This is a genomic window from Streptomyces capoamus (genome assembly GCF_014654935.1).
GTDB classification, from domain to species: domain Bacteria; phylum Actinomycetota; class Actinomycetes; order Streptomycetales; family Streptomycetaceae; genus Streptomyces; species Streptomyces capoamus.
In genome coordinates this window covers 77,915-88,977 of sequence record NZ_BNBF01000003.1, presented here as the reverse complement: position 1 = coordinate 88,977, position 11,063 = coordinate 77,915, and the positions used below count along the sequence as shown (strand labels likewise).

At 73.9% G+C, this 11,063-nt stretch carries 12 protein-coding genes; 4 read left to right on the top strand and 8 right to left on the bottom strand.

Annotation, left to right across the window (positions count from 1 at the left end; translation table 11 throughout):
* The coding region (locus tag IE312_RS06300; protein ID WP_229899168.1) for a pyruvate carboxylase at positions 1-2,341 on the bottom strand (2,341 nt) is incomplete at its 3' end.
* A gap of 331 nt (positions 2,342-2,672) precedes the next feature.
* On the opposite strand from IE312_RS06300, the gene IE312_RS43755 reads away from it, so the two are divergent.
* The 3 genes from IE312_RS43755 to IE312_RS06285 all read left to right on the top strand — a co-directional run bounded on the left by IE312_RS43755 (position 2,673) and on the right by IE312_RS06285 (position 5,520).
* The gene (locus tag IE312_RS43755; RefSeq protein ID WP_189979131.1) at positions 2,673-2,879 is read left to right on the top strand and encodes a hypothetical protein; all 207 of its coding nucleotides are present in this window, start codon (positions 2,673-2,675) and stop codon (positions 2,877-2,879) included.
* Between the two features lie 58 nt (positions 2,880-2,937).
* Complete coding sequence (locus tag IE312_RS06290; protein WP_189979129.1) at positions 2,938-3,927, top strand: aldo/keto reductase; 990 nt, start codon at positions 2,938-2,940, stop codon at positions 3,925-3,927.
* A 345-nt stretch (positions 3,928-4,272) separates the two neighbouring features.
* Complete coding sequence (locus IE312_RS06285) at positions 4,273-5,520, top strand: MFS transporter (protein WP_189979127.1); 1,248 nt, start codon at positions 4,273-4,275, stop codon at positions 5,518-5,520.
* Between the two features lie 55 nt (positions 5,521-5,575).
* Here IE312_RS06285 and IE312_RS06280 read toward each other — a convergent pair whose 3' ends face one another.
* Genes IE312_RS06280 through IE312_RS06270 form a run of 3 tightly spaced genes read right to left on the bottom strand, consistent with a single transcriptional unit; the run spans position 5,576 to position 7,256 of the window.
* On the bottom strand, positions 5,576-6,307 hold the full coding sequence (locus tag IE312_RS06280) for a metallophosphoesterase family protein (RefSeq protein ID WP_189979125.1): 732 nt from the start codon (positions 6,305-6,307) through the stop codon (positions 5,576-5,578).
* On the bottom strand, positions 6,304-6,579 hold the full coding sequence (locus IE312_RS06275) for a BON domain-containing protein (RefSeq protein ID WP_189979122.1): 276 nt from the start codon (positions 6,577-6,579) through the stop codon (positions 6,304-6,306). The genes IE312_RS06280 and IE312_RS06275 overlap by 4 nt, the downstream gene beginning before the upstream one ends.
* Positions 6,576-7,256 (bottom strand): nucleotidyltransferase family protein, encoded by a 681-nt coding sequence (locus IE312_RS06270; RefSeq protein WP_189979120.1) that lies wholly within the window; start codon positions 7,254-7,256, stop codon positions 6,576-6,578. The genes IE312_RS06275 and IE312_RS06270 overlap by 4 nt, the downstream gene beginning before the upstream one ends.
* A 229-nt stretch (positions 7,257-7,485) precedes the next feature.
* Here IE312_RS06270 and IE312_RS06265 point away from each other — a divergent pair, with 229 nt between their 5' ends.
* A complete protein-coding gene (locus IE312_RS06265; RefSeq protein WP_189979119.1) occupies positions 7,486-8,631 on the top strand; it encodes a PP2C family protein-serine/threonine phosphatase in 1,146 nt (381 codons plus the stop codon).
* 120 nt (positions 8,632-8,751) lie between these two features.
* Here IE312_RS06265 and IE312_RS06260 read toward each other — a convergent pair whose 3' ends face one another.
* The 4 genes from IE312_RS06260 to IE312_RS39040 all read right to left on the bottom strand — a co-directional run.
* Positions 8,752-9,252, bottom strand: coding sequence for a hypothetical protein (locus IE312_RS06260; RefSeq protein WP_189979117.1), 501 nt, complete (start codon positions 9,250-9,252; stop codon positions 8,752-8,754).
* A 108-nt stretch (positions 9,253-9,360) separates the two neighbouring features.
* Positions 9,361-9,837 carry an SRPBCC domain-containing protein gene (locus IE312_RS06255; protein ID WP_189979115.1) on the bottom strand — a complete coding sequence of 159 codons (477 nt, stop codon included), beginning with the start codon at positions 9,835-9,837 and terminating at the stop codon, positions 9,361-9,363.
* 99 nt (positions 9,838-9,936) lie between these two features.
* On the bottom strand, positions 9,937-10,752 hold the full coding sequence (locus IE312_RS06250; RefSeq protein ID WP_189979113.1) for an SAM-dependent methyltransferase: 816 nt from the start codon (positions 10,750-10,752) through the stop codon (positions 9,937-9,939).
* A gap of 62 nt (positions 10,753-10,814) precedes the next feature.
* Positions 10,815-11,063 (bottom strand): Scr1 family TA system antitoxin-like transcriptional regulator (locus tag IE312_RS39040; RefSeq protein WP_229899166.1); only part of this gene is annotated, 249 nt, incomplete at its 5' end.

The window sequence follows — 11,063 nt, the reverse complement described above, 5'->3', positions numbered from 1 at the left end:
AGTGGTCGGTGGCGGCGACGATCGCGGACAGCGACGGCTGGGAGGTCGTGCCGGCCATGGAGGCCACCGCCCCGTCGACCGCGTCGGCGCCGGCCTGGATCGCGGCGAGGTAGGTGGCGAGCTGGCCGCCGGCGGTGTCGTGCGTGTGCAGGTGCACCGGCAGGTCGAACTCGCGGCGCAGCGCGGAGACCAGCTTGGCGGCGGCCGGGGCGCGCAGCAGACCGGCCATGTCCTTGATGGCGAGGACGTGCGCGCCGGCCTCCACGATCTGCTCGGCCAGGCGCAGGAAGTAGTCGAGGGTGTAGAGCCGCTCGCCGGGGTCGTTGAGGTCGGCGGTGTAGCAGAGGGCGACCTCGGCGATCGCGGTGCCGGTCTCGCGTACGGCCTCGATGGCGGGGCGCATCTGGCCGACGTCGTTGAGGGCGTCGAAGACGCGGAAGATGTCGATGCCGGTGGCGGCGGCCTCCTGCACGAAGGCGTCGGTGACCTCGGTCGGGTACGGGGTGTAGCCGACGGTGTTGCGGCCGCGCAGCAGCATCTGCAGGCAGATGTTGGGGACGGCCTCGCGCAGGGCGGCCAGCCGCTCCCAGGGGTCCTCGGCGAGGAAGCGCAGGGCGACGTCGTAGGTGGCGCCGCCCCAGCACTCCAGGGACAGCAGCTGCGGCAGGGTGCGGGCGACGACGGGGGCGACGGCGAGCAGGTCCTTGGTGCGCACCCGGGTGGCGAGCAGGGACTGGTGGGCGTCACGGAAGGTGGTGTCGGTGACGCCGATGGTCGGTGACTCGCGCAGGTGCCGGGCGAAGCCCTCGGGGCCGAGGTCGACGAGGCGCTGGCGGGAACCGGCGGGCGGCTCCCCGGCGGGCAGCGGCGGCAGCTTGGTCAGCGGGTCGAGCAGGTCGGGCCGGCGGCCGTGCGGCTGGTTGACGGTGACGTCGGCGAGGTAGGTGAGCAGCTTGGTTCCGCGGTCGGCGGAGGAGCGGGCGGTGAGCAGGTGCGGGCGCTGCTCGATGAAGGACGTCGTGACGCGTCCGGCCTGGAAGTCGGGGTCGTCCAGGACCGCCTGGAGGAACGGGATGTTGGTGGCGACACCGCGGATGCGGAACTCGGCCACCGCGCGCCGGGCGCGGCCGATGGCGGCCCGGAAGTCGCGGCCCCGGCAGGTGAGCTTGACCAGCATCGAGTCGAAGTGGGCGCTGATCTCCGTACCGGCGTGGGTGGTGCCGCCGTCGAGCCGGATGCCGGAGCCGCCCGGGGAGCGGTAGGCGCTGATCCGGCCGGTGTCCGGGCGGAAGCCGTTGGCGGGGTCCTCGGTGGTGATCCGGCACTGGAGGGCGGCGCCGCGCAGGGTGACCGTGTCCTGGGACAGGCCGAGGTCGGCGAGGGTCTGCCCGGAGGCGATCCGCATCTGGGCCTGGACCAGGTCGACGTCGGTGACCTCCTCGGTCACGGTGTGCTCGACCTGGATGCGCGGGTTCATCTCGATGAACACGTGACGGCCGTCGCGGTCGAGCAGGAACTCCACGGTGCCGGCGTTGCGGTAGCCGATCTCGCGGGCGAAGCGGACGGCGTCGGCGCAGATCCGGTCGCGCAGCTCCGGGTCCAGGTTGGGCGCGGGGGCCAACTCGATGACCTTCTGGTGGCGGCGCTGCAGCGAGCAGTCGCGCTCGAAGAGGTGGATCACGTTGCCCTCGCCGTCGGCGAGGATCTGCACCTCGATGTGGCGGGGCTCGACGACGGCCTTCTCCAGGAAGACGGTCGGATCGCCGAACGCGGACGCGGCCTCGCGGGAGGCGGCCTCGATGGACTCGCGCAGCTGGGCCGGGTCCTCGACGCGGCGCATGCCGCGCCCGCCGCCGCCGGCGACCGCCTTGACGAAGACGGGGAAGCCGATCTCCTCGGCGGCGCGTACCAGTTCGTCCACGTCGGTGGAGGGCTGGGAGGAGCCGAGCACGGGTACGCCGGCCGCGCGGGCGGCGGCGACCGCGCGGGCCTTGTTGCCGGTCAGCTCCAGCGTGGCCGCGCTGGGGCCGACGAAGGTGATGCCCGCCTCCTCGCAGGCGCGGGCCAGCTCCGGGTTCTCCGACAGGAAGCCGTAGCCCGGGTAGACGGCGTCGGCGCCCGCCCGGCGGGCGGCGGCCACGATCTCCTCGACGGAGAGGTAGGCCCGCACCGGGTGCCCCGGCTCCCCGATCTCGTACGCCTCGTCGGCCTTCAGCCGGTGCAGCGAGTTGCGGTCCTCGTGCGGGAACACGGCGACGGTGCGCGCGCCGAGTTCATAGCCCGCCCTGAACGCGCGGATCGCGATCTCTCCACGGTTGGCGACCAGCACCTTGCGGAACATCCTGGATTCCCTTCAGCTGCCTGCCGGCGACGAACACCCTGGTGTCAGCCACGCCCTGCCGTACTCGCGGCCACCCTAGGGGGTGCCCGCACGGGTCGAGGTGCGAAAACCATCACACCGGCGGGGTGGGCGGCGCCACAGGGGCACGCCGCCGCGGTGGGCGGGCGCGGGGATCCGCGTCACCCGAATGCCTCCGCCGACCGGCCGCTGATCGGCCTGGCCGACCCGGGCCGCGACCTGAAGGCGGCCTTCGCCTACCCGCTGCCCCGGTACGTCATCGCCGGCCTCATGGGCATCGAGGAGGCTGTGCTGCCCCCGCTTGGAGCCGGCGGTGCCGGTGAGCGAGCTGCGCAACAAGCCGGTGGTCACGCAGAACGACCTGTGCGAACTGCCGGTGCGGCTGTGTGCCCAGCGCCTGACGCCCGGACCGGGCCGCGCCCCGGCGCGCCTTGACTTCGAGAGCGCTCCAGCTCGTAGCGTCGCCGACGGCGCGGCCGGCCTCCCGCACGGGATGCCGGGTGCCGCGATCCGTCGCTAGATGGAGTCAGGCATGTGCCGCGCCGTACGACGGTCGGATGTTCACGAAGGGATCTTCCATGCACAAGCGCAGGCTGCGGGACCTCCAGGTATCGGCCATCGGGCTGGGATGCATGGGGATGTCCGCCTTCTACGGCTCGGCCGACGAGGCCGAGGGCATCGCGACCATCCGGCGCGCCCTCGAACTCGGCATCGACTTCCTCGACACCGCGCAGGTCTACGGGCCGCTCACCAACGAGTCCCTCGTGGGCGAGGCGATCAGGGGGCACCGCGACGAGTACGTGATCGCCACCAAGTTCAACAACCGGATGGACGACGCGGTGCCCGGTGACATGAGCACGGTCGGCCGGCAGGACGGCTCGGCCGCGCACGTGCGGTCCTCGGTGCACGGCTCGCTCCAGCGGCTCGGCACCGACCGCATCGACCTGTACTACCAGCACCGGGTCGACCCGGACGTGCCCATCGAGGAGACGGTCGGCGCGCTGGGCGAACTGGTCGCCGAGGGCAAGGTCCGGTACATCGGGCTGAGCGAGGCGAGCGCGGAGACCATCCGGCGGGCCCACGCCGTGCACCCGGTGACCGCGGTGCAGAGCGAGTACTCGCTGTGGTCCCGGGACGTGGAGGCCGAGGTGCTGCCCGTCTGCCGGGAGCTGGGCATCGGGTTCGTGCCGTACTCGCCGCTCGGCCGGGGTTTCCTCGCGGGCCGCTTCACCTCGCCGGACGAGCTGGACGAGAACGACTTCCGGCGCACGAACCCGCGCTTCACGGACGCCAACCTGGAGGCGAACCTGCGGCTGGCGGAGAAGGTGAAGGAGATCGCAGCCGAGAAGGACGTGACCCCCGCCCAGCTGGCGATCGCCTGGGTGCTGGCGCAGGGCGAGGACCTGGTGCCGATCCCGGGCACCAAGCGCCGCACCTACCTGGAGCAGAACGCCGCCGCCACCGCCATCGAGCTGACCGCGGACGACCTGGCCCGCATCGACGCCGAGCTGCCGCGGGTGTCGGGCGAGCGGTACGACGAGGCGGGCATGCGGACGGTCAACCGCTAGGGGGTGTGGCCGAGGGCACAGCGGGCCGGGCCGGGAACGGGCGCCCGCGCGGCTGTGAGGAACCCCACGCGGAGGTCAACTCGGCTGTGCGGCCCCCTGGTTGGGCGTCATCCGCCGGGGCGGGCGGACGCCGTGGCGTCGGTCACGGCAACCCTTCCGCCACCATGGTCGGCGCCCTGACCAGGCGGCCCGGCCTGCAACGCCGCCGGACCGAAGGGATCCGCCGGTCTGTCCCACCACCTGGTTGTCGAGTACCCCGCCGTGCCCTCTGCCTCTCCCCTGCCCGCGTCCACCACCCCCGTTCCCGGCACCCGTTCACCGTGGCGTTCCCTGCGGTACCGGAGCATGCGCTGGTGGTCGGCCGCGAACCTGGTCTCCAACACCGGTACCTGGATGCAGCTGACGGTGCAGAACCTGCTGGTGCTGCACATCACGGGCTCGGCCGCGGCGACCGGTCTGTCCATGTCCGTGCAGGCGGCGCCGGCGCTGTTCGTGAGCCTGCTCGGCGGCGCGGCCGTGGACCGCTGGCCCCGGAAGCCGACGGTCGCCGTGAGCCAGGCCCTGCTCGGCGCGGTCGCCTTCACGACGGCGCTGCTGGTGACGCTGGACCGGATCGACCTGCCGGTGCTGCTGGTGCTGGCCGCGGTGACCGGCGTCGTCGCCACGGTCGACGGGCCGGCCTGCGCGCTGCTCGGCAACGATCTGGTGCCGGTGGCGGACGTGCCGTCGGCGATCGGGGTGGGCGCGCTGGTGCACAGCGCGGGCCGGCTGGCGGGCACCGCCCTGGCCGGGGTGACCGTCGGCTTCCTCGGCACGGGTGCCGCCTACGCCGCCAACGGGCTGTCGTTCCTCTTCGTGGCCGCGGTGGTGCCGTTCCTGCGGCCGGCTCCCGGGGCCGCCACGGAACCGGCGGCCGGACCGCGCACGGTTGCGGCACCGCCGCGGATGACCGTACGGGAGGGCCTGTCCTTCTTCGCGGGCCGGCCCCGCCTGGTCGCGCTCGCGGGCATCACTGGGCTCAGCTCCGTCTTCGGCCGCAACTACGGCCTGACGCTCGCCGTCCTGGTCACCGGGCCGCTGGCCGGTGACGCCGGGGCGTTCGGCACGGTCTCCACGGTGCTGGCCGTCGGCGGCATCCTCGGCGCGGTCCTGGGCGCCCGCCTGCGCAGGCCGTCCGTGCGGACCGTGGGCCTGCTCGCGGCGGCGGGCGCGCTGCTCCAGGTGGTGGCCGGTCTTTCGCCGTCGCTGGCCGTGCTGCTGGTGCTGGTCCTGCCGATGGCGGTGGTGGAGTCCGTCTCCGACACCGCCGGTACGGCCGTCCTGCAGACCGACCCGCCCCCGCACCTGCGTGGCCGGGTGCTCGGGGTGTGGAGCAGCGTCGGCACGGTGTGGGGCCTCGGCGGGCCGCCGCTGCTGGGCCTGCTGATGGAGTGGGCCGGGGCGCGCGGTGCCCTGGTGGCCGGGGGGCTGCTCATCGCGGGGCCGGTCGGCGCGGGGCTGCTGGTGCGCCGCCGGGGCGCACCGGTGCCGCTGGCCGTGCGCGCGAAGGACGGCGAGGTGACCGCACGGGCGGCCCTGGAGACGGCGGCCTGACACCCCGGCTTCCCGCGTCGGCTGACGCCCCGCCTCCCCCGGCGCCGGTCCGGCGTCAGTCGTTCCGGCCGGGGACGTGGTAGACGTGGAAGGCCTGACCGATCACCGGCTGGGCGACGTTGCGCACGCGCACGCCCCCGCTGGTCATGCCGTGCTCGGTGCCGGCGTGGGCATGTCCGTGCACGGCGAGGTCGGCGCCGCCGGTGTCGATGGCCTCCGCGAGCAGGTAGCTGCCGAGGAACGGGTAGATCTCCAGCGGCTCCCCGGCCAGCGTGTCCGGCACCGGCGAGAAGTGGGTCAGCGCGATCCGCACGTCGCAGTCCGACTCCTCGAGGTCCTTCAGGGCCCTGTGCAGACCGTCGGCGCACCGGCGGGTGTAGCGGACGAACTCCTTCATGAGGGGTTCGCCGAACTCGCCGGCGCAGCGGCCGACGAAGCCGCCGCCGAAGCCCTTCGTCCCGGCGACCCCGATCCGGGCGCCGTCGGCGGTGACGACGGCGGACTGTCCTTCGAGGACGTGCGCGCCGGCGTCCCGGAGGATCGCGCCGACCTCCTCGGGCCGCTCGTCGTGGTGGTCGTGGTTGCCGAGTACGGCGACGACGGGCACCCCGAGGTCCTTGATCTCCCGGGCGACGATCGCCGCCTCCTCCGGGGTGCCGTGCCGGGTGAGGTCACCGGCGAGCAGCAGGACGTCGGCGCACCCGGGCAGGGTCTCGAAGGAGGGCCGCAGGGTGCCCTGGCTCTCGGGGCCCATGTGGATGTCCCCGACGGCCGCGACGCGGATCATGTCAGGTCCTCTCCGTGGTCGGGCGAGGAGGTCCCCGCGATGAGCAGGTCGCTGTGGACCGGGTGTCCCGCCAGTTCCTCGCGGGCCATGCGCAGGATGTCGTCCCGGCACTGGGTGGACGGCACGGTGCCGGTGAGCAGCACGGTGTCGCCGCGCAGTTCGAGCCGTACGCCGAGTTCCGCGAGGTCTCCGGCGGCCAGGTGCTCGGCGAGGTGGGCGACGCGGTAGTCCAGGCTCCCTGCCGTCGGCGGCGGCGGGCTGGTGTCGGTCATGGCTGCCCCTCCCGGGGGTCGATCACGTTCAGCCGTTCGAGGAGGAAGAGGAACGCGGCGGGCATGGGCTGGTCGCCGCAGGACGCGCGGACCGCGTCCCAGTCGACCTTCTCGCGGACCGCGCGGGCCACCGGCAGCACCGAACCGAAGTCGCAGTAGTGCTCGGAGAACGCGCTGATCAGGCTGCGGATCAGGTCGGTCGGGGACAGCACGGGCATCAGGACCGAGTCGACCGGCAGGACGTGCGCCCGGTCGAGCATGTCCCGGGTGACGGGCTGGTGCGCCAGCGCGAAGATGATGTCGATGTTCTGCCCGTGGCAGGTGGTCTTCAGCAGCCAGTCCTCCGGCGGGGTCCGCACGCCCAGCCCGGCCTCCCGCAGACTGGCGGCCACCGCTTCGGCGTCCTCGGGCAGGATGGCGAAGTCGGCGTCGTGCTGGAGGTAGCGGCTGCCGCCGTGGGCGTAGACGGCCACGCTGCCGGCCAGTGCGAACGGGTGGCCGGCGCGTTTGAGGAGCGCGCCGATCGCCTTGGTGGCCTCCAGGATCGCCTGGCTGCGGTCCTGCGGCAGCTCCGACGGCTCCGGCGCGGGCGTGAGCGGATCCGGCCCCGAGGCGAGGCGGAGTTCGGTGACCTCCGGTCGCGTCAGGGGCGCGGTGTCCTCCCCTTTGTGCGTCATGTCCCCTCCATTCGGCACCCTGCGCCCCCGGGCGGCGGGACGGCCCGGGGGGTCGTACGGGTACCCGGCGCGCCGCCCGCGACACGGCGTCGCGGAAAAGGGCCGGACCGCGACGGCGAGCGCCGGTACGGGGGGAGCCGTCGGTGGGCCGGGGTCCGGCGCCGCGGCGCGCGTGTCGCGGGTGCGGCGGGACGTGCGCGGCACCCGTCCCGGGGGCACGCTGAGAGGCATGGCACCCCCGCTGGGACGCTTGGGCTCGCGGCAGCCGTGGCGGTCGCCGCACGCGCTGCTGGTGCTGCCGGTCGCGCTCGTCGTGGTGATCACGGTGGTGGACCTGCGGTCCCCGGCCGATGTGCATCTCGGTCCGGCCCTGGTGATCGCGCCCGCGCTCACCCCCTCCTTCGCCGGCCCCCGGACCACGGCCGGCGTCGGGGCGCTCGCGGTGGCCGCCCAGGTCCTCATCGGCCTGCGCCACGGCGGGATCGGCACCACCAACCACATCGTGCAGATCGTCACGCTGACCGTGCTCGTGGCGCTCACGGTCGTCTACAGCGCCCTGCGCCGGCGCCGGCAGGCCCAGCTGGCCCAGGTCCGCACCGTCGCCGAGGCCGCGCAGCACGTCCTGATGTGGCCGCTGCCCGAGCAGATCGGCCCGCTGCGGATCGCTTCGCTGTACCTGGCCGCGGAGGACGAGGCGCAGATCGGCGGCGACCTGTACGCGGCGACCGTGAGCGACGGCGCGGTCCGCCTCCTGATCGGTGACGTCCGCGGCAAGGGACTGCCGGCCATCGGCGAGGCCGCGCTGCTGCTCGGGGCCTTCCGGGAGAGCGCCCACCGGCACATCCCGCTGGGCGAGCTGGCGGACCGGCTGAACCAGAGCGTCACCCGGTACGCGGCCGACCTGGAGACCCCGGAGGAGGAGGGCGAGCGGTTCGCCACCGCCCTGCTGCTGGAGGTCCCGGACCGTGACCCGGTCACCCGGATGACCAGCTGCGGGCATCCGCCGCCGCTGCTGCTGAGCCCCGGGCGCGTGGTGACGGTCCCGAGCCTGCACCCCTCGCCCCCGCTCGGGGTGCACGACAGCAGCGAGCACACGCTGGACGTGTTCTCCTTCGAGCCGGGCGACACGCTGCTGCTCTACACCGACGGGGTGGTGGAGGCCCGGGACGGCGACGGCCGGTTCTATCCGCTGGCCGAGCGGGCCCTGCGGTGGGCCGAGGACGGCCCCGAGGCACTGATGCACCACCTGCGGCGCGATCTGCTCGCCCATGTCGGCGGCCGGCTCGGGGACGACGCCGCGCTCATCGCGGTGCACCGCACCCAGGTCGAACGCCGGCGGCACCTCGGCCGCGGGGATCCGGGCCGGAGCGGCTGAGCGCACGGCCGGCGTCGCCCACGCGCCCCCTGGTGGCGTCCGCACGGGCCCGCGGCCGGTGCGGCGGGCGTGAGCCCCGCTCCGAATGGGGCGGGGCGGGACCCACGTCCGGGCCCCTCGTCAGCCGGCCTTCTTCAGCCCGGTGATCTTCAGGGTCTTGAGGTCGGACTGGACGTCGATCCGGCTGACCTCCGGGTGCGGGCCGTCGCCCCAGGTGAGCGTGACGCGGCTGGTGGCGTGCCCCATGCCGGAACCGGTGGCGGTCACCTTCCACTTCACCGGCACGTTCTGGGCGAACAGGATGCCGTCGGCGTGCTCCTTCTTCTCGTAGGCGGCGACCTGCTTGCGGGCGGCGGCCGAGAGGTAGAAGCCGCGCAGCGCCTTGGCGGCGGGCCCGGCCGTGGCGTCGTCGGTCGTCCAGGTGGCGTCGATGTAGGCGCCGTAGAAGTCGGCCACGCGCTGGGTGGCGTTGCGCGGGTCGCCCTGGGCGGACGACACGGCGGCGGCGCGGGTGGTGTGGCTCGCGGAGGCACCGGCCAGGGCGGGCGTGACGGCGGCCAGGGTGAGGCCGGCGGCGAGGGCCGTTGCGGTGAGCAGGGTCTTGCGCTTGCGGACGGACATGTGTGGCATTCCCCCGGTTTCTTCGCGACCGGTCCGATCCCGGCCGTCGACGGACCTTAAGACCGCGTTCCGCTCCGTCTGGTTCCGCCTCCCTCCCGCTGTTTTCGGTCATTCCGGAGCGGGCCGCCCCCGCCCTTCGAGGAGGCGGGCGAGCCTGTCCAGGGCCATGCGGGTGCCCCGCTCGTTGTCCCGGGGCGCGATCGCGTCCGGGACGCCCTCGTGCCGGATCTCCACGTCCGTGCCGCCGTCGGCCGCGGTGAGCGTCGTCGTCAGGGTCATCGTGGCGCGCAGGGCGTCGTCGCCGGTCTCGAAGGCGAGGACCTCGACCACGAGGGCGTCGGGCACGAGCCGGGCGAAGTGACCCCGGTAGGTGTCCGTGCGCCCGCCCGACTTGCCGGGGGCGGACGGATCGTCGTGGGTGAGGGAGATCCGGAAGGAGCCGCCCTCGCGGGCGTCGAAGGTGTGCACGCGGGCGGTCATGCCGTCCGGGACCCGCCAGGCCGCGACCGCCTCCGGGTCGGTCAGGGCCCGGTAGACGGCGTGCGGCGGCGCCGCCACGTGCCGGGCGGCTCGGGTGGTGTACATGGGCTCAGGTAGCGGTCCGGCGACCCGCCCCGGCCGTCGTACGACGGGAAGGGCGGGGCCGGGGTCCGGGAGGTGGGTCGGACCCCGGCCCCGGGTCTGTCACGGCTTGCGGGCGACCGCGCCGTACATCGCGATGTCCTCGTCCCGGACGCCCTGTTCGCCGCTGCCGTCGGGGTGCCACTTGTGCACCTGGACGATGCCGGGTTCGACCAGCTCCAGGCCCGTGAAGAACGCGCGGGCCTCGTCCAGGGTGCGCAGCCGCATCGGCATGTCGCGGGCCGCGTACTCGCGGGCGACCCGGCCCACCTCCTCGGGCGCGAACTCGGCGGTGCCGATGGACATCGCCAGGTAGCTGCCGGAGGGCAGCGGCTCCAGCAGCCGCCGTACGACCCCGACCGCGTCGTCCGCGTCCAGCATGAAGTGGACGATCGCGATGACGGTGAGCGCGACGGGACGGCTCAGGTCGAGGGTCTCGCGCAGTTCGGGGGCGTCCAGGATGGCCGCGGGGTCCCGGAAGTCGGCCTCGAGGTAGGCGGTGCGGCCCTCCGGGGCGCTGGCCAGCAGGCCCTGCGAGAGGGTGAGCACGATCGGGTCGTTGTCGACGTAGACGACCCGGGACTCGGTGGCCACGGCCTGGGCGATCTCGTGCAGGTTAGGCGAGGTCGGAACGCCGGTGCCGATGTCCAGGAACTGGCGCACGCCCGCCTCCTCGGCGAGCCAGCGCACGGCACGGTTCATGAAGTCGCGGTTGGCGCGCATGTGCACCGGGAGCGCGGGCCACTCCCGGGCCATCGCGTCGCCCGCCTCCTTGTCGGCGGGGTAGTAGTCCTTGCCGCCGAGTATGTAGTCGTAGATGCGGGCGGAGTGGGCGTTCTCGGTGTCGATCCGGTCGGCCGGCCATCCGTTGTCGGGCACGCCGTGTCTCCCATTCGGTCGAGGGGCAGGGGGCTTCGCGTCACAGGGGGTGCGGGGTACGGTCACCACTCCTTGCGCAGTGCGCCGAGCAGGGTCTCGGTTCTCCGGGGGGAGGCGGCCTGGGCGCTCAACCGGTCCAGGGCCTCCCGGTAGACCATCACGTCCTCCGTCTTGTCGAGGTAGACGGCGCCGACGAGGTTGCTGAGGTAGGCGATGTCGGGCAGTTCGCGGGCCTGGAAGCGGAACAGGTGGAAGGCGCCGGCCCGCAGGGCGGGGTGCGGCCCGTTGGCGAGCGGCATGAGCTGCACGGT

What these genes read in the sequence shown, in the direction of transcription:
- IE312_RS06265 (WP_189979119.1), top strand. Translation starts at nt 7,486, where the DNA reads ATGGCACCCCCGCTGGGACGCTTGGGCTCGCGGCAGCCGTGGCGGTCG.
- IE312_RS06280 (WP_189979125.1), bottom strand. Translation starts at nt 6,307, where the DNA reads ATGATCCGCGTCGCGGCCGTCGGGGACATCCACATGGGCCCCGAGAGC.
- IE312_RS06290 (WP_189979129.1), top strand. Translation starts at nt 2,938, where the DNA reads ATGCACAAGCGCAGGCTGCGGGACCTCCAGGTATCGGCCATCGGGCTG.
- IE312_RS06285 (WP_189979127.1), top strand. Translation starts at nt 4,273, where the DNA reads ATGCGCTGGTGGTCGGCCGCGAACCTGGTCTCCAACACCGGTACCTGG.
- IE312_RS06275 (WP_189979122.1), bottom strand. Translation starts at nt 6,579, where the DNA reads ATGACCGACACCAGCCCGCCGCCGCCGACGGCAGGGAGCCTGGACTAC.
- IE312_RS06260 (WP_189979117.1), bottom strand. Translation starts at nt 9,252, where the DNA reads ATGTCCGTCCGCAAGCGCAAGACCCTGCTCACCGCAACGGCCCTCGCC.
- IE312_RS06255 (WP_189979115.1), bottom strand. Translation starts at nt 9,837, where the DNA reads ATGTACACCACCCGAGCCGCCCGGCACGTGGCGGCGCCGCCGCACGCC.
- IE312_RS06270 (WP_189979120.1), bottom strand. Translation starts at nt 7,256, where the DNA reads ATGACGCACAAAGGGGAGGACACCGCGCCCCTGACGCGACCGGAGGTC.